The sequence below is a fragment of the Microbulbifer maximicatervae (SeqCode) genome, from assembly GCF_052467065.1.
In genome coordinates this window covers 4,043,718-4,065,281 of sequence record NZ_CP174299.1, presented here as the reverse complement: position 1 = coordinate 4,065,281, position 21,564 = coordinate 4,043,718, and the positions used below count along the sequence as shown (strand labels likewise).

Sequence of the window (21,564 nt, the reverse complement as noted above, 5' to 3'; positions counted from 1 at the left end):
CCACCTGAATATAGTAGTTAGAGTTCTTGCTACAGTGTGCCAATACTGCTTAAAAATGACGTTAGCTGAGTTGCGGAATCCTTTAATGACTCGGCGACGGCAGCGATCTCTGCCTTCTTTATGGTTTCATTGAAATTAGTATCACCGAGTTCTTTGCGGGCAGAGAACTCGTTACTTGACACAACCGTAAATGGCACTATACCTGACCGAACATCAAGTAAGACTACTTCCACTGAACAGTATGCCTTTGTTTCATTCGGATCAATAAACTTATACTTCTCAAAAGTACGGCAACTTGAACGGTAGGCTAATAGTAAATCAGCTTGGTAGCGTGCAGCAGCTTCTCGAAGATAAGGCACTGTACGTTGCTCTGGAACGAGCATACTTGGTAAGAATGAAGCATCGTAAACCCTTTCAGACTCTCTCAACTGCCCTACAAAGTCCCTAGCAATAGTTTCATTTAGTTGCGTAAAATCATTAGAGTAATGGCGCCAGTAGCTATCATTGGACAACTTGAGTATTGCAATTCTATTTTGTGCAGGAAGCTTTAACTCATAGTTGAGGATGCGGTCTATGTCTATATCCCCTAACGATTCACCAGTGGAGCCAAATAGAGGCTCATTATTCGCTTCATTACCCCCAGCCTTATAGTAATCGCTTGGTCGATGAGATGTAGCTACAGTAGCGCAACCTGTAACAAGTATCGCAATTATAACTATCAAGTACTTTGTCATTTGTAATCCTTAGGTGGCAATTATTAACTCTTAATAGTTAATTCAAGTACAGCATCTATATATCACGCTTCTCTAGAATTCCAAAGCTAGTCCAGTGAGATAAAATCAAGAGGAGCAAAGAATAGCCTTTAACTGGTACAAATGTTCAATACAAAATACAGATTGAGACATCCATAATCCTGAGACCGCCCTACTTTATATCTTATGATGACGCTCCACGAGTTATGGAAAGACTCGTCCTATCCAAGAAACAACGGTAGCTGCGCTTATATTCTGATGATAAAACCACCTAAAAGACGTCTTTTAGCACTTCAAATATGAATTCCTTTCCTATTCCGTAACCAAGAATCACCTACTAAACCACCCCATTAAGATTATCTCATATACCAGATTTGGAGGCTGCTATTCAGTAAACCTGATATCAGAAAAAAATAATAGAACTACAATCTATCGTTTTATAATTTTATTAAACACTTACAGAAAAGCTGCTCTTTTTCTCATCTCGTGACTGCCGTTAGATTTGGTTAAGTCAATTACGGCGAGCATATCTTCTCCATCATCATCCATTCCGACCTCAACAAAGCCGAAACTAGAATAAAAAACTTTTGCAACGGGATTATTAGGGTTATAACAAATTTCAATCTCTTGAAGTCCCGCAACGTCCCGAATTTCTCCTAAAGCAAGATCCAGAGCTATGCGACCAATACCTTTTTGTTGGTAATTTTGATCAATCATAAACCGCCAGATTGAGATTTTTTCTAAGCTTTCTTGTACCCACATTAGAAATCCAACGGCTTCATTGTCCAAGTAAATAGCACGAGTTTCATAGCCTTCGTTAAACATCGATTCAACTAGTGACCACATATTGCAGGCAATGTAATCTTCTTGATCCGATGCAACATCAAGATCACATACTGCTTCATAATTCTGTTTGGTAATCTGACGAAGTGATACTTCCATGGTCTAACCTTAAAGATCTAATAATCAATCGACAAGTAACACCTATATATCACACTTCTCTATATTTCCTAAGCTTATCAGCCTGATCGGAAAAAAAAAGACAAATGATAAAGAAGCTACCGCTAGGTGGCACTAATAATCAAAGTAAGATGTAAAGCAGCGTCTATTGAATTTTGATATTCATATCGTAGCGTAATCAACGAAACAGCTTTTACCCATATTTTTGAGGTATTTTAGCCAGCCTCTAATCCACACCGGTAAACCCAGCTACTCCGTTTCCAAAAGCCGCCTTCCAAGCTTGTCTTTCAAAGATTCTGTACCCATAGATTGCATATCAGTAAAAAAATATGCTGACCTAAGAGATCCGAACTTACGAAATCTAAGATTTGGAATCAATCTGTCAATCAAAGTACTATTGGTGGATGGATGCCAATTAAAGATAGGCATCCACGCTTCACCACCGTCATCAAACGGATAGAATCTTACTGCACATATAAATGAAGTATTAAGGGAACAGCCTCACCAAAGGAGGCCTAGTGCAGCTTTTTCTTAAGTTGTTTAACTTTATGCGATAACAAGTAACAACGAGCTTCGATTATTTCGCTCTCGCACAGATCAGATCCGCCAAAGCCTCATCTGAATTTGCTTGCTGGAGAGTCACTCCCGCATGTATAAAGCTTCAATAGTACTTTCCCCCAAAGAGTTAGCCTTAACTATATAGCCAGTTAGTGCCCCTGATGCATCGCTTGGTAAATCTAGTTTCTTTGATAGCGCAAAAACGGTAAACTGATACCGATGCGCACCATGCCCTTTCGGTGGGCAAGCACCACCATAACCTCTTACTCCATAATCATTTACTATTTGTACACTACCCTGAGGAGTGCGATTTTTTTCTGAGTTTCCTGCGCCAGCTTCCAGTGAACTTATATTTTTGGGAATATTTACAATTTGCCAATGCCACCAACCACTGCCTGTTGGTGCATCAGGATCATATGCAAAAACAGCAAAAGCTTCTGTCCCCTTTGGGGCATTTGCCCAAGATAATTGGGGTGAAATATTATTACCAGTGCAACCGAACCCCTGGAACTCATGCTCTTTACTCATATACTTTCCAGTATCTATATCATTACTCGAGAGCAAAAATGATTCTGCAGAGGCTACGCCGGATATAAGCACTGTAAAGACGGCACATTTAATTTTACTAATTAGGCTAAACATATTTACTCCAAACATATTAAAAATGATTACTTATCATAGGAGCATTATGTTCAGGGTAATATATCAAAAACAGGCAAACTTTCGCCTCAAACGTTCACTCGTGTTTTTCTCAGCTCTATAGGAGTTATACCAAAAGATCTTTTAAACTTATCTGAAAATCTAGACTGGGATTTATAGCCACATCTTTCTGATATACGGCCCACTGGCTCAAAAGTCGTTTGAAGTAAGTGCAACCCCAATCCAAGCCTGATGTCATCTATAATGACTTTAATGCTCGTACCTTCGCTATTTAACTTTCTTCTTAATGTTGACTCACTCATTGACAATTTTGAAGCCAACATATCCACTCTTAAGTCCGCAGCTGGGTTTTCACTGATAATTTTATATAATTTTTGGCTTACACTTGCCAATTCAAAAACAGAAGCTACTTCCTGGTATCCCAAATAGAGTAATGTTTGTAATATTTCCTGTCTTCGAATATGCCATAGATCAAAAGGAACGGAAGAACTCCATTCCATAAACTGATGAAGGGCTAACTCTAAAGTAGAATCTATATCTCCCGTAAAATATTTTTCTTCTTTGTTTCTTACAGGCGTTAATCTATCGAAATCATTGTATTCAAACTCAATAAGCAATGCGAAGTATTCTGAATCACCTGGGATATTTCGCATATCAATTTTAGGGCTATTAGATAAAAATATAAACTCCCCTGTTGAGCAACTCTTTTGCCTGTCACCACCCATCTCTTTGCATCCATCAAGCACACATATCAAGGTCGGATTTACAATAGGAACACTAAAAATATTTTGTTCTCTATATGAGGAATATACTGAAAAAGGTAAGTTCTTACTCCCCTTTAGTATCTGCTTTGCTAATTGCTTAAGTTCATGCATAAGCTGATTGAGCCCAATAGTAAATTCAAAAGCAGAGTTTATATAGCACGATTATCAATAATTACAAAATATGCCTACCCAATCGCACACAATAAAATCGCCCAGATCACAACCATCAAAAACGCATTAGTAGCGATTTCGAAATGAGACCTCCCTATTCTCCGCTTACTATCTTCCAGGTACACCTATTGCATACGTACCAAGCTTGTCTGTCAAAGCAAGATCAATTGTATGCTGGAGCAGCATCCGGTATCGAATACTTTGGTACAAAGCAGCGAACTAGTAAAAGCTGAAGAGTCGGTACAAATGTATCTGTTATAGAGCAGAAATTGAATAGAAATCAAGTAATAGTATACAACCACGCCCCACAATTCCCTGCTGGTCCAAAGTGAAGATATCTGCGAATTTACCAAATGAGACCAAATAATAGCTAACACGAGGCATCTGTGAACAGATGTCATATATAAGGATGTAGTCGAGACCAGGCTAGAGACTAAGTATTGCTAGACACAACTGTCCAGGTACAGGATCCCCTTTCTATCAGTAGAAAAGATTAAATAGCTCACTCCAGCCTCAAAATCATATTTGCAAGAGTAAATATTACCAGAAGTAACTAGCTTCTTACCTGCGATATTTCCCTTTATTGACTCTTCAACATCGAAAAAATGTGTACTTCTGAAACATGTCCGCCCTAACCACTACCCTCTGCGATTACTTCTGTTCCAATACTCTCAGCGCTACCTATAAAAATGATTCTGCTTCTATCAACAACAAACTCTATTTCATTCACCTGAACTACCTTGTCATGGAACGATATCCAACAACTCGTAGAAATAGGCATCAAGTGAAATTGCCAAAGCGAATAAAGCTAGTATATATTTCATGTATTATTACTTTAACCTTAAGTAAGCTGTATGACTTACGTTAGCAGCAATAAACTAAAAGAATTACTCATAAAATTTACCACGCTTGAGAAATATATTTAAAGCATGCTTTGACTCAAATAACAGATCACACCACTCTTGAGAGGACTGTTTCGAACCTGGCTGAACTCTCTCCCAGAATTTATTTACAACTAATAAAGATTCAATTTCTTCTCTCACAAATACCTCTTTATCAAATTGAGTTATTGAATTAGCATCAAACCAATCACCCCAGAATTCAAGGTTGGCAATTGCAACATCAAATCTAAATTCATCTAAGAAAAGTTCTAGAACTTCGATGATCCTATTCCTAACTCTTTTCTCTATACAATTCTTCTCTTCAGGTTTCATATTTGGGATATCTTATTCTCGCTTTATGCATAACGTCGCGCTAAACGACAGAAGTTAAGCCGACTTGAACTCCTTTTTATATTTTAGTACTCATTAAGTATTCTGGGTGACCAGTATGCTCATCTCTTTGTTCTTTTACTACTTTAAATTCTTGAGACAAGTAAAACTGATAGCTAGAAGCGTTCTCTTTGTAAACAGAAAGTATCAGCCTATCTCTTTTCGATTTTGCATGGTTAAGGAGCTGTTTGCCTATTCCTCTTCCCTGTAGAGAGGGAGAAACAAATATAGCTGCAAGCGTATCCCCACTAAGTGAGTAAAAGCCTACTGCTTTACTTTCCACCTCATAGACATATGTCTCTGATGAAGGAATGTAAACATCTCTCATATCACTTAACTGTGACTCCCAGAAATCTGAAGGCATGAAATCATGAGCTTGAATAGAAGCTTGCAACCAAATGTCCAATATAGTAGGCAGATCGTTACGGTTATATAACCTAATCATTTTGATAAATTCGCAGTAAATTCGAAAATATTGCTTTTATTTCAACAACAATCTCAGCAAGGATAGTCGCATGAGTGAGCTTTCTATTTAACAACGCTCTTTAAATAGCCCTGCCATCCAGTGATTTGTAAAAATGCATAAAAGCCCCTGAGGGGCACTTCGCAAAATTGATGAGTTTGTATTTTGATGAAATTTCACCGCTTTCGAACAGTCGCTTCCCTTCTCCAACAACTACTGGAAACGTCCAAAGCCTAAGCTCATCTACCAAGTTATGCTTTAGAAGTGACTGCACCAACTGCCAACTTCCATGAACTTGTAGTAAAGGCCCATTCATTTTCTTAATTTTGGTTATCTCGACGACCGCATCTGCCCCCTTTAGCTTGAATGAATTATTCCATGTAAGATCATCATTACCTGATGTTACGACATACTTTTTTGCTTGATTAAGTTTGTCTGCAGTTGGATTTCCAGGTTTGGCATTTGAAAAACTTGTGGCAAATAAATTGTACGTATTACGTCCTAATAGCAGATCATAAGGTTCCGCCATGGCCTCCCTTCCGACTTGCTCCATAACTTCACCCCAATAATCCTTGGCCCAGCCTCCATGACTAAAGCCACCTGAAAAATCTTCCTCAGGCAAACTCGGTGCTTGCATTACTCCGTCAAGTGTTTGAAATACTAATATGGCTAAGTTTCTCATTGGTTGATTCTCGCGAAAGAGATGAATAATTTGTGCCGAATAACGCCAATCTCAGCTATATAGGCACGAATATGCCGGAAGCGAGTATAGCGCTGGATTATAAAGACCACTAACAACTAGAAAAAGAAACACGGCAAGCATTTACCATACATGAGTTCAATAGCGACATGAATCACAAACACAAGTAGTAACGCAGCGATAGCTTACCTTATACAGCTAATGTCTTAAGCCTGAGTACATTTATGCAGCACCTTGCTTTTGCTTATTAGGCCAGTTCTTTGAAAGGAAGCGAAATACAAATACTGCACCTATAAAATTGATTATACTAGCAATAAAAATACCAATCTCATCGTCTACGCTCTCAGAACAGTTCTCGAAGCAACCTCCATATGAAAATGCGAGCAAAGCAGAACAAGCGGCAATTGTGATACTTAAATAAACACCAACCGAAAAACGGGCGAATTTAGAGAATTTTGACAATCCCTTCAGTCCTATCGGAGCAAAAAGCGTAGCTAACAGCAACGCTCCTAAAGACGGGAAATATATATACGAAATTATGTGGTCTAGAAATTCCTTATTCATGCGGTCCTCTTACAACTATTAACTAACAAGCAGTATCTATATACCATGCCTACCTATAATTCTAAAGCTTCTCGCCCCTACAGTAAAAAGAGCGATAGATAAAGGAATCGTATTAAGTTGGCACCTATGTTTACCAACAAAAAAACTATTCCTCTCCAATTTTTACACATGCCCACTCTTTACTTTGAGAGTAAACAAGTAAGATACATATCTTTCTTAAGGAGCTAAAGCAGACCTCCCCTATGGATGTTAAAATTAAGTAAGAACAAGTTATGTGTGCCACTCAGCCGTACTAACTTGGAAAGAGGCTGGAATTAAAAACCACAAAATGGAGGAATCCATATCAACCGACTGTTAACCAAGCTTCAGAAACACAAACCCTTATGATTTCCTACCTGAGGTTCGCACGATCTCATCGCTTCCATCAATCCAGTTCAGCATACCATTAATCGAGAGGAACAATGAAAACTCCACTTCTATTTCTTCACTATAAATGACAGCCCCCTAACCCAATGTATGGTATATAAAATAGAAAGTAAATATTATAAATGCAAGAGAAACATCAACTACTTTTAGTTCTAACCGACTCTCTTCCCAGGTAACTTTTTAACCAAAAAATTTAAAAGGAATTGAGTTTTATATTGTATTTTAAATACGACAACTGATGAGAAAATTGCTACCAAAATGGCACCTAGTATATCTAAAGGATAGTGAACACCAACAAAAACTCTGGATAAGCCACTAACAACACTCAACAGGCACAAAACAGCACCGATTACCCTAGTTGATTTGTTAAATAGAAGCACTATAGCTATCGAAAAAATAAACGTAGTATGGTCTGAAGGAAATGAAGAGTCCGGCGCATGTTCTACTAATTGCGTACCGAGATTATTCACAAATGGACGAGAATGATAATAAAAAATAGAAATAATATAGCTCATTAACATGCCGAGTAACACAGACAACCCGCAATTCAGGCTGGACCTTTTTCTTTCTATACTTGGATCAAACCATAGATAGAGCATCACGAGCATAAAAATATAAGGCATGACCTCTGCTGCAGCTATTAAAACAGTATCTAAAATTGCACTTTTTCCTGCAAATTGATTAATAAGAACAAAAGTTGTTTCGTTGAATTTTTCCATTTAACAACCTCTGAACTCCTTCAAAATCTTAATATCAAGCCTTTATCCAGGCGAAACAATGTGTACCCAGCATGGTACAAACGGTAGTTTTTGGGCTGGAATTCATTAGTGTATGTAGCCAGCTGCTTTTATACTTGGAAGACATAGTACTGTAACAGACTTTAGTCTTTGTAGTGCTCTAGTTGCTCAATAGATTCAATCCATCCCTTATCATAGTTCAGGATTCGACATACACCATAATTCCCCCAAACAGGAAGAATATAATTAACACTAATGTTTTAAATTGGAAGCTCATTACTCATATCTATTTACCCTCAAGGTAGCAGTGTAGAGAATTTTCTACTTTTACTTATCAAGCGCTATTCTTTAACAATTTAGCACTGGAACATATGTACTTTCGCTGACTTTAAATTCGATTGGCGGGATTGTAACTTCTTCACCATTTACAAATAGAGGCGGCAGTTTTACCGTAAAATACTCCAGATTTTCAGGAGATATTACTACCTCAGGTCCCCAGAACCCATAAGACTCATCAGATGGTATTTGGTATAGCTGTTGAAAAAATGGCAGCTCAACTTGAGATTCACTACCATCAAGAAAAGTGATAGTAGCTACAGCACTTGAGAATGAGATCTCGATATGTTGGGATTTGCGTTCGGCGATTAAGCTCTCTTTAGTCTTCTTTTCTTGCTCTGAGGGAAATAATGACCACGTGCCATTTGGCTCAGGATGTCTATACAAGACAGGCCTTACATAGGCAATTAATTTTGTACCTTCAGGGTGACGCTTTGTAGGTTGTCTGGCCAAGACTCTAAATATCAGCCAATCATAATCAGGAAGACTGAACTCTAGTACTTTTTCAGCACCAGAACATGCCGGGTTTTCGGTGCTGTACCACCCTATTGGAGCACTCGGTTTTAAGTATGGCCCGGTACTACAACCAGCTAAAATAAAAGCAGCACAAGAAAGTAGATTTATTCGCTTGATACTCAAATACACTCCGATGTATAACAGTTAATCCATCAGAAACTTATATATCACGCTTTTATCTAGTTTCATAGCTCATTAGTCGAATTACACAAAAAGTTCTGAGAATTAAAAGCCCGCTGTAACTGATACGGATGTTCAAGTCAGACATTGGACAAGACCCGCTATAATTCTACCCTTTCCATTTTCTATATTTTTTAGAGATTCTAGTTTAGGTTAACGAGCTATTGAAATAGCTGCTATACATAATAAAGTATAGCCACCAAAACTGCTTCCACTCTCCTCCCTCGGGTAATTAAGCACTTAATCCGCTGGCCCTTTCATATCATCTAATCCCGCGCCCACCTACTCCGCCCCAAAGAGCTAGTTTACCTACAAATTGGAACAAATCTCTCAGTCGCAGAACTGGAAAAGAAAAGAAGCCATACGTTGTTTCTGGTGAATTTACCCGGAAAGCTATCTAATGAGCTGCGGCGAAAAAAGCCATGAAGTTATCGGAAGGGTTCACTTCAAGTCTATTTGAAATGGATCTAACAAAGTGATGCTCCACCAAAACCAATTTAACCGATGGAGTTGTTTTTGAATAAAACACCTTGAGGTTTATGGTGTTGAATGTTAGCAAAACTCGCCGAGCGCTTGTGCTGCTAAATGTCCATCTCAACCGGCGGTTCTGCTGACATAGGCCATACCAGTCCAGTTCTTGTTACTAGGAGCAATAATACAAAAGACATCTCCAATGCGAGAAATATACCAATAGGGTGATTGGGAACCCCGCGTATCATTAGGTAGAACAAATAGCTTGTAGTAAGCAAATTTACCGCGAGAGTAACGTTGAGGGCATAGCGACGTTCTTGCCAGAGTGGCTTACAGAGCAGGAGGTTCAACACCGCCGTTCCGGCGAGCATCACACCGGGTAACATCAAAAACAAACGACGGAATAAACCGATACCATCGCTGGTTACCAACGGCCAGATGGCAAAAAAGTGGCCCTGGGCTCCAAGGAAGAGAAACAGCCCCAGAACCACAGTGCCACAGGCGGCAAGGCGATAAAGTGCATTGCGTTGCAAAGCAGGCTTTGATCTAGAAGCCGACATCACGCTCCCCCACTGTGGCTAGGCCACATTCGTAGGCAAATACGACTGCCTGCGCACGATCGCGCACCTCCAATTTTGACAGCATACTGGAAACGTGGGTTTTCACGGTAGCAGGGCCAATAAACAGGGTCTCAGCAATCTCTGCATTACTCTTGCCTGCGGCGATGGCTTCCAGTACTTCACGCTCCCGGGTGGTCAGGCGCTCCAGCCGCTTTGCCAGGTTGCGCCCAGTTCCCAGTTTCTGTGCGAACTGGCTGATCAAGCGTTGGGTGATGCCCGGTGCAAGCATGGCACCGCCCTCTGCTACGGTGCGCACTGCCTGTACCAGCGCCTCTGGGGGAATGTCCTTGAGCACAAAGCCACTGGCGCCAGCCCGCAGCGCACGAAACACGTATTCATCAGGATCGAACGTAGTCAAAATAATGACACGGCAAGTTGCATCACTAGCTTCCAGGATGCGCGCTGTGGATTCCAGCCCGTCCATCTCCGGCATACGGATATCCATTAGGATGATATCCGGCTGGTACACTCGCGAGGCTTCAATTGCCTCGACACCGGTACCGGCCTCGGCGACCACCTCGATATCGGGCTGGTTATCCAGAATCAGGGCAAAACCGCGTCGCACCAAAGCCTGGTCGTCCACTACCATCACTCGCAACATTATGTTTTCACCATTCCTGTAGGTAGTTGTGCATATACCTCAAAACCGCCACCATCGACTACCCCCGCATACAGATAGCCACCGAGCAGTTCCGCACGCTCGCGCATTCCCGCGATGCCGTGCCCACTGCCTGGCTGCCCATCAATAGCTATTTCCCTCATGGGCCGCTCGCCGAGAGCATTTCCATCATCGCGCACTCGAATTGTGAGAGTGCCGTGGTCTGCGCGCACACTCACTTGCACTCGCGCTGCGGCACCGACGTGCTTGATGACATTGGTGAGGGATTCCTGAACGATGCGATAGGCGGCGAGCGCGACGCTGGTTGGCACTTTCTCCAGTGCACCGTTGGCCTCGTAGTCAACCTGGGTTAACACCTGTCGGACCTTTTCAATCAGATCTGGCAAATCGCCGAGTTCTGGTTGCGGAGTGAGCGCAGTGTCGTTATTAGTCGGTCGCAGTACACCGAGTAAATGACGCATTTCTGCCATGGCCTGGCGGCCAGCCGCCTCTACAGAAGCCATAGCCTCATTGGCAGCTTGCGGGTTATTGCGGCTGATAGCCCTGGCGGCACCGGCCTGCACAGTCATAAGACTCACTTGGTGTGCCACCACATCATGCATCTCACGGGCGATTCGAGTGCGCTCAGCCACAACTGCGCGCTCGGATTCGGCATTGCGCTCGCGCTCCAAATACTTGGCCCTCTCTTCCAACAAGCGCAGATATTCACCGCGAAAGCGCAGCCGGCGGCCGATATACCACAGCGCCCATACCAGCATCACCGTTACTGTGCCTGCTGCAGTTGGCTGAACCGGAATACCCTGGTCAAGCGCCACAAAAACCAGCGTCGCGATAACGCCAAAAAAGCTGGCCCGGGTATTGGCCTCGTAACGACCGAGGCTATACAGCGAAATCGCCATAGCCACGATGCCATCTGCCGGCAAACCCAGCTCCAGCAATATTGTTGCGCCGAGAATAACAGCCTGTACCTGCCAAGGGTGGGTGCGACGCCACAACAGAGCGAAGGAGCCAACGAATGCACACTGGAAAGCAACAACATCCCACAGGCTCTGCATGGATAGTACTTCGGGGGAGCCGTTGCGCGACCACATCAAAAGCGTCAGCAAGAACATAAGCAACGCAATAAACAAGTCGGTCAGGTGCGGCCATCGCTCAAACGGCCCACGTAAGGGCCGCCACATAGGGAGCTTGGGCAGTTCCGCGCTGGCATTGGGCGGATTCGGCGCAGGCGTACTTAGGGACGAAGATTTCATTTCCGCATGCTAAACCAGGGGCAACCAACTGTCATGGGACTTTCGGGGGAGATGGATACGGCAAACTCTCCACCTTTTGGGGGAGTTCGATTCCTGCCTGCGGCCGATGTGCGTAGGTCTGAAAAAGCAGAACATGCTCGGCAAGCACACTCAGACCCAATGCGGACCATAATCGCCTGGAGAACCCCATGAACGACGCTGTACTCAGCCAAACACTACCGCGACCATTCGACACCCGGCGGGCAGTTAACCTGTCGGTAAAAACCTGGTTCTGCATCGCGGCTATCGGCCATGCGATCTTCTTCGCCTATATCCTGGCCGTCTTCTACCCACCCATTGCCGAATCAGGAGTGCATGGCTTGAAAGGGCTGCACCTACCGGCAGGCTTCCGCGAGGGAGATATATTAGGCAACCTGGCTTCGGTGAGCCACGTGCTATTGGCCGCGATTGTCATTGGCGGTGGTCCACTTCAGCTGATCCCCTCGGTGCGGCGCCATGCCCCTAACTTCCACCGCTGGCTGGGACGCAGCTATCTGCTGACCGCTGTCATAGCCAGTATCGCGGGGCTCTACATGACCTGGACGCGGCACACTATTGGTAATCTGGTATCGCAGATCAGTATCACCATGGACGGCATACTAATTTTGGTGTTTGCCTTTCTGGCGGTGCGTACCGCGATGGCCAGGCGCTTTGCTGAGCACCGTCGCTGGGCCCTGCGCCTATTTATGGCTGCCAGTGCGGTGTGGTTCTTCCGCGTGGCCTTGATGGGCTGGGCAATGCTCACCGGCGGCTGGGGGGTCGACTGGGAATCTTTTACTGGGCCATTCCTGTATGCACTGGGCTTCGGTCAATACCTGCTCCCGCTGGCAATGCTGGAATGGTATTTTCACTGTCAAAAGCGTGGAACCGTACAAGGTACCCAGATTGCTTTTGTCAGTGCCCTGATACCTCTGACAGTGTTTATGACCATTGGTATTTTTGCCGCTACGATGGGAATGTGGTTGCCACGGATCTAAGGCTACTTGGGCTGGTTATCGTGAACTTCCTGTGCTGATTTGGCTTTAGAGGTTCACGACTTGGAAATCCCGCTGCTGAGCGAAGAAGTGAGTTAAGCAAAGAACTAGAAACTAGAGCACTAAATTAATTTTGGCACTACACATTTGTGTGATGCGAGGAGTTACCTCCTACTGACAGCTCGGCATCCACTTTCGCCTATTCTATACCCACAGGCAATTTTAGAAGCCTGTTAGCCTGGCTCTCACTTCCATAAGTGCGAACCCTAAAAGATTAAGGCCTTTCCAATCGTTAGGGTTTTCTGACGAAGAATTATCTTGGGCCAGACCAATCCCCCATATTCTATCTACTGGACTAGCCTCAACTAATACTCTGTCTTCTGTATTAAGCAAAAATTGCTTTAGCTCAGAATTTTGAGAAAACTTAGCAAAATTAGCATTTACCACAATCTCAAATCGTTTCTCATTCCATATTTCTTGCTGGAAGCCACGTACCCCGCGACCAATTGCCTTAGCCTCTCCAGGAGTGCCAGCAAGGAGAACTTTCTTGCACGCGCTGTCGTCACCAAATAACTTCGCCTTATGGTACATCATGTAATGCTCTGCAGTGATAAATTTATTTGCATCTTCTACGAACTTTGACTCATACCACTGACTAAAACAGCTCTTTGATACTTGACTTCCTATTTCCTGGTGCCCCCAGAAAAAGATATACTTCACCCTATTGCCTTGATTTACAAAATCAACAAGTTCATCTCTAGTTGTGATCTTCACATTTACTGCCATATGCTTAATGTAATACTATTCTTAACTGTATTTTACTGAGCCGCTCACAGAGTGAGCCAAAGTGTTGAACCCTATAGGAATTTAAGGTCGTGAAAACATTTGAATTCCAAGATCTAAGTCTATTTATGTAACTCCACTGAGCCTTAATGACGACTCCACTAAGAGAGACCGTCATTAAGTTATTATAAAGCTAACGAGACTCTAATTGTTGTTGCTGAGCGCGCTCAACATAGTCTTGATATGCAGGAATTGAAACCGCAGCTAAGATTCCAATTACAGGTATTACTACAAAGAAGAGTATAAGCACTAAAACTAATGCAGAACTTCCATTTTTATGCCCATATTTATCTAACCACTTCTCGTCAGAAGTGCATAAGAACACAATTCCTTCGATAAAGGAGATTAGTCCTGGAATTCCCGTCCAGCAGAATAGAAGATAGAACAATCCCCACCACTGCCCTAGATAGAATCGATGAATACCAAAGCCACCTAAGAATATAGCCAGCAACCCTGCAGCCACCTTTCCTTTGCCGCCTACCTGCTGAGCCGCACCACAACTTGGGCAAGAGGGTGCCGTTCTTGAAATCTGGGACCCGCAGTCTCTACAAAATACTAGGTTTCGTTCAAGCTCAGATGTGGGCTGTTCATAGATATTTCCGTCCACATTAATACTCCTTAATCTACTTCCAAAATATAACAGTTCACTCACAAGTAGCGACTATATATCACGGTTCCCTATAATTCTAAAGCCTACCAAACTGTCCTCCTCCGCACCTCCAGTTTATTCAGTCCACAAGAACCAACTCCCAAGGTATTCTTCAAAGAATGAATACTCATATCCAGAGTTTCAGTGATAAACAACTAGGTTTTTCTTCCTAAAAGCGAATGGCAATCAAGTCAAGATAGGCATTCATACCCTCAATTCTCACATCCCCCACGAAGGAAGGAGCTACACGGAATGAAAGCGGGTAGTCGATTATCTAAAGCATCAAGCCGAATAGAGGGCCAAACTCTAAGGAAGCACCACTACCCTTTTAGGTAGCAGCATATAAGTGTATTTACCGTACTCACCCCACCATCATTAGCATAACGTATAGTATGTCGCAGACCCGTTGAAAGCCAAACAAGTGGCTAAAACGAGATTTATATCCTGGTTAGATGGTCCTACCTGCATGATATAGGTCAATCGCCAACTTTCTTATCTCAGCTGACATTACAATCCCCTCTCGCCAATTAACTGGAATGTTGGAGTACCCATAAAAAGCACCCGCCATCTGCCCGCAAATAGCCGCAGTTGTATCCGCATCATTACCGAGATTTGCAGCCAAAAGGATACACTCGCGAAAACTATTTCCATGATAAAAGCACCAAGCAGCCGCAATCAAACTCTCTATCACATATCCACTGCCATTTATCTCTTTATAGCCAAGTGCGGAGAAATCCTTGTTGGTTAGTGATCGAAGTTCCTCGCAATAATCAGTTGGATCTAACCCATCAAAAACTTCATCTTTACTTCCCGCTCTAAAAGCTCGATAAATCAATAGTGAAAGCATCCGGCAAGAGCTTATGCAAAGATAAGACCCATGTGTTGTCCTTGAGCTTTCTCCAGCATATTTGATACAAAGCTCTTCGCTCTTACTGAAGAAAATAGGTATTGGTGCCAGCCTCATTAGCGATCCATTCCCAGATGACCGTATATCTATACTTCCAGAAAATGGATCTCTAGTTTGAAGGTATTGCTCTAAGGACTTGGATACGGTAATTCCGATATCAAAACATCGTCCGTTACTACTCATATACCCGTATTGATACCAATTACAGTAGCGATTCATTTGGTCTTCTGGATCAAAGTCGAGTTTGCTTAAGAGGCTATGAGCAAGGCAAAGAGCCATAGATGTGTCATCTGTCCATTCTCCACGTTGTAGCCTAAAAGGGCCGCCTCCAACCATATCTTTAATTGGCTCGAACGTACCTCGTACCTCAAACTCCAGCGTAGTACCTACAGCATCTCCGCAAGCTAACCCTACGAGAGATCCAATAATCCTATCTTCCAACTTAAATATTACCTCAATCCTTGTTTGCCAACGCTGTGATAACTACAGCTACTCTGTCATCGTAACTGTGAGACGATAGCGAAGTCATGTACATCTAACACATGAAAAATCCAGCAAGTGAACTGCCTTCTTGTCAAGAACCTCCAGAAAAACCGCTAGCTTTCCTCATGTACAGATTCCTTTCCACCCCAACTCACCTTTAACAACATGATAATACCCTACTTCAGAAAAGCTTGATAACAAATGAATACCAGGCTCTACAGCCGGGCTTGCAGATTATAACTTTTTACAGGTTGATAGCTTCTGTTCCGAACAAGAAAATCTTCTAGGTATACCCTATCAAAAGATACACATATCTTACTACTGTGGGCTTAAGCTCTTATGGTATAGATGCCACTACGAATAGAATGCAAAAAGCACTTAATGAGTTGGTATAAATACAAATTTTGGGTAGTATTAACGTCATATGTCGCTATAAGATATCTAGAAAGTCATCTTACGCTCCTACCAAATATGGTTAGTTAGCTAACCAAATTGTCGAGGACTATCTATTTGGCGTAATTACTATGGTCACGTATCAATTCGCTTGCCTTGGCGTGTAAGTAAGCTAATATGTTTTAGTTATCTGGATATCGTAGCTTTTGTTTTAAATATCTCGCTAGCGCATGGTATTCCGGCATGAGCACAAACCCAAATGGTTCATTTGGGATGAGGAATGAATGAGTTACTGTCATGCAAAGCATCGCTTTCATTATCTTTGCTTGTTAATAAGAGGATGTCTACTATACCGGCTGTTATCGGTGAATCCTCAACCCCCTCCAGAATTTACAAAAGTACAGTAACAATGACTGATTCAGCTATTCATTTACATCCTGCTTATATACAACTCAGGAATATAAACAATATGTAACTATATGAAAAATAGAGACCATCCAATATCAGGCGCAAAAAACACCCTACTGGAGCGTAAAGATGTTCACAAAATCCTCTCCTCTAATTAATAAAATACTTGTCGGCAATCCCGGATGGGAGTGGTTGCCTATTTTAATTACGCGAGTATCACTGGGATTGTTTTTTTCGGTATCAGGATACAACAAGCTATTTATCCCTGAGAGGCATGCAGATCTTATTAACTTAATGAATGAAATAGGAGTTCCATTTCATGAATTTATGGCATTTTTTTTAGCTTCTGTGGAGTTCTTCGGAGGGTTACTTTTAATGGTAGGCCTACTGTCAACACTTGTCGCCGTCGTCCTGTCTATTGTGATGATTGTTGCCATTATTACTGTTGAAATAGAAAGTGTCATCCCTAAAGATATTGGACCATTAGATTGGATGAGCTGGTTTCTCTATTTACCTCAAGTTTTATATATTATTTTATTCATATGGCTAATAATTACAGGTCCTGGAAAATTCAGTTTAGACAATCTAATCGCAAGTAAACTAGGCATTCACAGGATCAAGTAAAAATGGAATGGCTGCCTACGAAAAGATACATTGCGCTGAGGTATCATCACTATATTTATACCTAATAGTAACATGCCAATAAAGCAGAAAATGCGAAATCTAGTTCACCATATGGTGAACTTATAGAACTTCAATGTTAGTAAAGTAGGTAAAGATCTTACTTCCATATACTCTGGATGAACTGCATAGACACACCCTATCCAGTAAGTTGCTAAACAAAGATAATACCTAACAACATCCCCATTCTAGATAAAAACCCCAATATCCTTATATACAATAAAATTCTCTTTTCCAGACAACTATTGGATTTGGTCTAAACTAATCCAGATCAGAATCACCTCTCCTCAACGGCCAGATAGTAAAGGCGTACTTTGCTTTGGGTGAGGTAAACTCATTACAGCCCACCATGGCGCTCAAGGGATACTAGATGGAAAATCAACACGCCGTAAAAAGTACCAGATTTTGGCTGTGGATTTCGATTCTTATTTTTGCTGCCTCCAACTCAGTCGTTGCAAAAATCGGGGAGTTAGGTGCCAGCCACCCCATTAATGGAAACAACCCAATCTCTTTTTGCAACCTTTTGTTCGCTGGAAATCTCTTGGCGGGTATCACTCTTTTAATAATCTATAGGAAAGATTGGCGTCTCAGCATCTTAAAGCAATATCCATTCAAAGACTGGTTTTACATGTTCGTGCTTATTTTGATGTCTGGAGTTCTTGCCCCGGCCTTCTTCTTTATTGCTCTGATGCTCACGGAAGTGACCAATGTCGTTTTAATTGCAACTCTAGATGCTCCCTTGGGGCTTTTGTTCGCTTATCTGATGTTCAGGGAAAGGCCTACTGGGTTCGCAATAGTGGGAGCCCTTGTGGTAACGGTTGGTGTTATTGCAATTTTTGTCCTACACCAATCCCCGATGGAAGATCCAATGAGTATGAAAATGCTGAACCTTGGAAATCCAGCCATGAACCAATTTCTTCAAGACCTTCCCAAAGCTGGAGAAATTTTAACCGCTGTAGCAACACTCTTAGGAGTCATTGCCGTTCAGGCGAGCCGGAAACTGCTTGATCGCGTCCCTATTGGCGTCTTTTCAACTTTCCGCATGCTTGCGGGAGCGATACTCTTTTCGGTCATTGTCCTCTCTGTATTTGGCCCCCACCACTTTGACGACCTATTCTCTCCCTTCCTCTGGGTATGGATGCTTGTATACGGAGCAATCATTATTGTCTTTGGGCAGATCACCTGGTTTAAAGGACTCCAAGGAGGGGCGAGCTCTGCTGATATCTCTATCGCGACAGCCATTACCCCCGTAGCCGGTACTTTCTTCGCCTTTCTTATCCTGCAAGAGGTTCCCAACTTTGCTCAAATCATTGGGGGTATCATTATTATGTCCGGAATAGGTATCTCATTACTCGGCCAATACCGCGAGCAAAAAGCCGTCGAAATGAAGTATGAAAAACCATGCTCTTTTAAAGGGGTATAGAGCTTAGTAGATGAAACAGATACTAAAGTGGAGACATAGGTGACGATGTAGGCTTTGCATGGCTAGGTAGTGGACTTTGCGAAAGCTCAAAGCTACCGCCTATATTGAGAGAAATCTCTGTTCGCATGGAGCTAAAGCTAATAAATATTGGTGAATAATTTCTCATACAAGGAGGCTGACTTACCTGAGGTTGGACTTCTAAATTAGCCAATCCTGACTATAAGGCAAAAGCCCAAACTATAATTTAAGACGATAAATACTCACATATACCAATTCAATCCTGACCTTCCAATTACCACTGTTGTGGAAAACACACTGCCAATCAAAATCCGAATTAATACAAGCAAGGCTCACCCTCGGGCCAACCGTAGCCAACTATCTATTCATAGGCGAGTAGCAATGTGTTTTCCTAGTAAACTAATTCTCAGGGAACCAAGATGGTAATTCCACAAACCCTGAACCTGAGTTAACCTTTAAAGTGCTGTATCGACCGCTCAGGCTAACTTTACCATTATTTATTACTTTAAATTGATGTGGCCAAACGACGCCTGGCTCAATCCTTCTATAATCAAACTCCTCAACATAAACACCATTATTATAAAGTACCTTTCTAATATACCCAGTATCAGGGTCTATACCAAGTAAAGGGGTAATCCTTCCCCCTGAGACGAGCTTCCACCAGCTTTCACTTCTGTGCTCAGGCACATCAAATGGACCCTGCACTTCCATCGATGGGTCACGTAGAAAATAAAGGAAATTAAGCCATAACCCCTGAAGCAAATTATCCTTCTTATTTAAGCTAATATAGGCAGCTGACTCAGGGTCAATTGAATTGCCACCTTGATATAGTTCGTATTGACCGTCTACTCCAAAGTGAACTACATTTTCACGATCTGAATATTCGGCGATAGATTCATTCAAGAAATTTAAATATTGAATTTTTGTACGCGACGGCTTGCTTTCTGAAGATAACTCTATTGTAGACGTTAAAGATTCAATCTTATGTAATGAATCCTTCCCTCCAAAAGCACCTAAGAGACTTTCTTTAACTTGTAGTGCGGTTGGCATTTCATTCACTAGCGGCTGGTGCCTAAGTAAAACCTGTCCTAAATCTGTACTCTTTATTTCACCGTGGTACAAGGCCAACTCTCCATTAACTAATACATGAATAAACCCTTCTGCGAGCTGCTGCGGATCTTCGTAGGTTGCTCGATCATTGACCTGATCCAAATCAAAGATAGCAATATCGGCATAATATCCAGGAGCCAATCGCCCCCGATCCTGAATGCCTAAGAAACTCGCGGGCAATGCTGTCATCCCCCTAATCAAGAATGGTAAAGAAATCAGAGATTCATCAACAACAAACTGCCTTATCTTCTTAGCAAACGCTCCAAATGTCCTAGGATGTGCACGCTGGCCTGGCACAGCGTGTGAGCCTCCATCCGAGCTCGTCATCATCCATTCCTGTGTTGCTAATAAGCGAATATTGTCCATATCATATAATTCAAGATTCATCACAGAAGCATCTCTTTGCTCCTTAGCAATATGAAGTACAGTATCTAAAGTTGATAGATTTAATTCCTTGGATACTTGTGCTAACGTTTTGCCATTGAGGTCTTTATTATTATCAGTAAATAATAATTTTTCCGGACCACCACGAATGTCAAGCATCTGCCTATGTTCTGAATGTAAACGATTTAGGAGATTTTTACTTTGTAACCGTTCAAGTAAAGATGTCATTCCTCCAGCTAAGGCCCAGTCTGGAATAGTATAAGCCAACAATGAACTCTGCGTTGCAGTATATGGATGTTGTGCAGCAAATACCTGAGCACCATCCGCCCTAGCATTATTGATCAAATCTATCCCTACGTTAGCTCGTCCGTCGTTATGCTTACCCTGCGGAGTAAAATGGCTAAAGATAATTCTCGCATCTATTGCAGAACCAATTTTGATAGCTTCAGCAACAGAAGCATCGTATCCTATACCGTTTAGAACTGCTCCCAAATCCCTATCATGGGTATCATAAATAGCTTTATACTTATTTAAGAATGACAGGGATTCAATCACTTCTTTTGTTGAGGCATAAGAAGCCGGTCGGTAAAAAAGACCCGTTGAGACCCCAAAAGCACCTTGCTGCATACCACTTTCAAGATACTGCGTCGTCTTTGAACGCTCTTCATTGCTGGCAGGTCTATCATTCATCCCCATAACGTTCAAGCGAGCCTGATTGAAACCCACATAGGTTCCTATATTGACGCCGGTATCACTGAGCCTTTCACCTCCCTCCTCAGCGACTTTATATTGCTCTAGAACATCATTTTTCCCAAAGCCATCTACACCAATAATTACCGACGTCACGCCCTGAAAGATCTGGGGTAACATTTTTTTACCCTGCGGGTCATTGAGATCTGCATGGCTATGCATGTCAATAAACCCAGGAGTAACATATAACCCCTCAGCATTAATGGTTAATTTAGCCTTGCTCCTAAGACTATCAGCGTTCCCTACAAAGACTATCTTGTCATCGACCACTCCTACATCTTGCTTTATCCATGGATTACCTGAACCATCGATAACTTTTCCATCAAGAATCAAAATGTCCAAATAATCTATTTTATTGTTCTGTGCCAGAGTTACCGCACTGTAGAAAAGGAACAATAAAACAAGGCAATACTTAACTAATAAACTCTGTGTAAATTTCACAATTACTCCCCATCAACTACATAACTCAAACCAAGAACTT

Annotated in this window: 20 protein-coding genes; 3 read left to right on the top strand and 17 right to left on the bottom strand. The window is 42.2% G+C overall.

What is annotated here, in order from left to right:
* Window positions 1-29 precede the first annotated feature (29 nt).
* The 13 genes from ACJJI1_RS17985 to ACJJI1_RS17925 form a co-directional block, all read right to left on the bottom strand.
* On the bottom strand, window positions 30-734 hold the full coding sequence (locus tag ACJJI1_RS17985) for a hypothetical protein (RefSeq protein ID WP_444913601.1): 705 nt from the start codon (window positions 732-734) through the stop codon (window positions 30-32).
* 474 nt (window positions 735-1,208) lie between these two features.
* Window positions 1,209-1,694 (bottom strand): GNAT family N-acetyltransferase, encoded by a 486-nt coding sequence (locus tag ACJJI1_RS17980; protein ID WP_444957491.1) that lies wholly within the window; start codon window positions 1,692-1,694, stop codon window positions 1,209-1,211.
* A gap of 657 nt (window positions 1,695-2,351) precedes the next feature.
* Window positions 2,352-2,912 (bottom strand): YbhB/YbcL family Raf kinase inhibitor-like protein, encoded by a 561-nt coding sequence (locus tag ACJJI1_RS17975; protein WP_413665567.1) that lies wholly within the window; start codon window positions 2,910-2,912, stop codon window positions 2,352-2,354.
* An 86-nt stretch (window positions 2,913-2,998) separates the two neighbouring features.
* Window positions 2,999-3,805: an AraC family transcriptional regulator gene (locus ACJJI1_RS17970; RefSeq protein WP_444905465.1), complete on the bottom strand. Its 807-nt coding sequence runs from the start codon at window positions 3,803-3,805 to the stop codon at window positions 2,999-3,001.
* Window positions 3,806-4,752: 947 nt separating this feature from the next.
* Window positions 4,753-5,079, bottom strand: coding sequence for a hypothetical protein (locus ACJJI1_RS17965; protein ID WP_444957490.1), 327 nt, complete (start codon window positions 5,077-5,079; stop codon window positions 4,753-4,755).
* 76 nt (window positions 5,080-5,155) lie between these two features.
* A complete protein-coding gene (locus tag ACJJI1_RS17960) occupies window positions 5,156-5,530 on the bottom strand; it encodes a GNAT family N-acetyltransferase (RefSeq protein WP_413665563.1) in 375 nt (124 codons plus the stop codon).
* A gap of 151 nt (window positions 5,531-5,681) precedes the next feature.
* Window positions 5,682-6,281 (bottom strand): dihydrofolate reductase family protein, encoded by a 600-nt coding sequence (locus tag ACJJI1_RS17955; protein ID WP_444957489.1) that lies wholly within the window; start codon window positions 6,279-6,281, stop codon window positions 5,682-5,684.
* Window positions 6,282-6,521: 240 nt separating this feature from the next.
* Complete coding sequence (locus ACJJI1_RS17950) at window positions 6,522-6,863, bottom strand: hypothetical protein (protein WP_413665561.1); 342 nt, start codon at window positions 6,861-6,863, stop codon at window positions 6,522-6,524.
* Between the two features lie 578 nt (window positions 6,864-7,441).
* The gene (locus ACJJI1_RS17945) at window positions 7,442-8,008 is read right to left on the bottom strand and encodes an undecaprenyl-diphosphatase (protein WP_444912894.1); all 567 of its coding nucleotides are present in this window, start codon (window positions 8,006-8,008) and stop codon (window positions 7,442-7,444) included.
* A 366-nt stretch (window positions 8,009-8,374) separates the two neighbouring features.
* Window positions 8,375-9,001 carry a hypothetical protein gene (locus ACJJI1_RS17940; protein WP_444957488.1) on the bottom strand — a complete coding sequence of 209 codons (627 nt, stop codon included), beginning with the start codon at window positions 8,999-9,001 and terminating at the stop codon, window positions 8,375-8,377.
* Window positions 9,002-9,639: 638 nt separating this feature from the next.
* Window positions 9,640-10,089 carry a hypothetical protein gene (locus tag ACJJI1_RS17935; RefSeq protein WP_444957487.1) on the bottom strand — a complete coding sequence of 150 codons (450 nt, stop codon included), beginning with the start codon at window positions 10,087-10,089 and terminating at the stop codon, window positions 9,640-9,642.
* A complete protein-coding gene (locus ACJJI1_RS17930) occupies window positions 10,076-10,750 on the bottom strand; it encodes a response regulator (protein WP_444916990.1) in 675 nt (224 codons plus the stop codon). The genes ACJJI1_RS17935 and ACJJI1_RS17930 overlap by 14 nt, the downstream gene beginning before the upstream one ends.
* Window positions 10,750-12,021, bottom strand: a complete 1,272-nt coding sequence (locus tag ACJJI1_RS17925) for a sensor histidine kinase (RefSeq protein WP_444916989.1) — start codon at window positions 12,019-12,021, stop codon at window positions 10,750-10,752. The genes ACJJI1_RS17930 and ACJJI1_RS17925 overlap by 1 nt, the downstream gene beginning before the upstream one ends.
* A gap of 188 nt (window positions 12,022-12,209) precedes the next feature.
* On the opposite strand from ACJJI1_RS17925, the gene ACJJI1_RS17920 reads away from it, so the two are divergent.
* On the top strand, window positions 12,210-13,037 hold the full coding sequence (locus ACJJI1_RS17920; protein WP_444957486.1) for a DUF2306 domain-containing protein: 828 nt from the start codon (window positions 12,210-12,212) through the stop codon (window positions 13,035-13,037).
* A 219-nt stretch (window positions 13,038-13,256) separates the two neighbouring features.
* On the opposite strand, the gene ybiA is transcribed toward ACJJI1_RS17920, so the two are convergent.
* The 3 genes from ybiA to ACJJI1_RS17905 all read right to left on the bottom strand — a co-directional run bounded on the left by ybiA (window position 13,257) and on the right by ACJJI1_RS17905 (window position 15,874).
* A complete protein-coding gene (ybiA, locus tag ACJJI1_RS17915; protein WP_444905475.1) occupies window positions 13,257-13,808 on the bottom strand; it encodes a riboflavin biosynthesis intermediates N-glycosidase in 552 nt (183 codons plus the stop codon).
* 202 nt (window positions 13,809-14,010) lie between these two features.
* The gene (locus ACJJI1_RS17910) at window positions 14,011-14,484 is read right to left on the bottom strand and encodes an NINE protein (RefSeq protein ID WP_444905476.1); all 474 of its coding nucleotides are present in this window, start codon (window positions 14,482-14,484) and stop codon (window positions 14,011-14,013) included.
* A gap of 490 nt (window positions 14,485-14,974) precedes the next feature.
* A complete protein-coding gene (locus tag ACJJI1_RS17905) occupies window positions 14,975-15,874 on the bottom strand; it encodes an ADP-ribosylglycohydrolase family protein (protein ID WP_444905477.1) in 900 nt (299 codons plus the stop codon).
* A 972-nt stretch (window positions 15,875-16,846) separates the two neighbouring features.
* Here ACJJI1_RS17905 and ACJJI1_RS17900 point away from each other — a divergent pair.
* The gene (locus ACJJI1_RS17900; protein ID WP_444905478.1) at window positions 16,847-17,341 is read left to right on the top strand and encodes a DoxX family protein; all 495 of its coding nucleotides are present in this window, start codon (window positions 16,847-16,849) and stop codon (window positions 17,339-17,341) included.
* 427 nt (window positions 17,342-17,768) lie between these two features.
* Window positions 17,769-18,821, top strand: coding sequence for a DMT family transporter (locus tag ACJJI1_RS17895; protein WP_444957485.1), 1,053 nt, complete (start codon window positions 17,769-17,771; stop codon window positions 18,819-18,821).
* Window positions 18,822-19,238: 417 nt separating this feature from the next.
* On the opposite strand, the gene ACJJI1_RS17890 is transcribed toward ACJJI1_RS17895, so the two are convergent.
* Window positions 19,239-21,524 carry an N-acyl-D-amino-acid deacylase family protein gene (locus ACJJI1_RS17890; RefSeq protein WP_444957484.1) on the bottom strand — a complete coding sequence of 762 codons (2,286 nt, stop codon included), beginning with the start codon at window positions 21,522-21,524 and terminating at the stop codon, window positions 19,239-19,241.
* Between the last annotated feature and the right edge of the window lie 40 nt (window positions 21,525-21,564).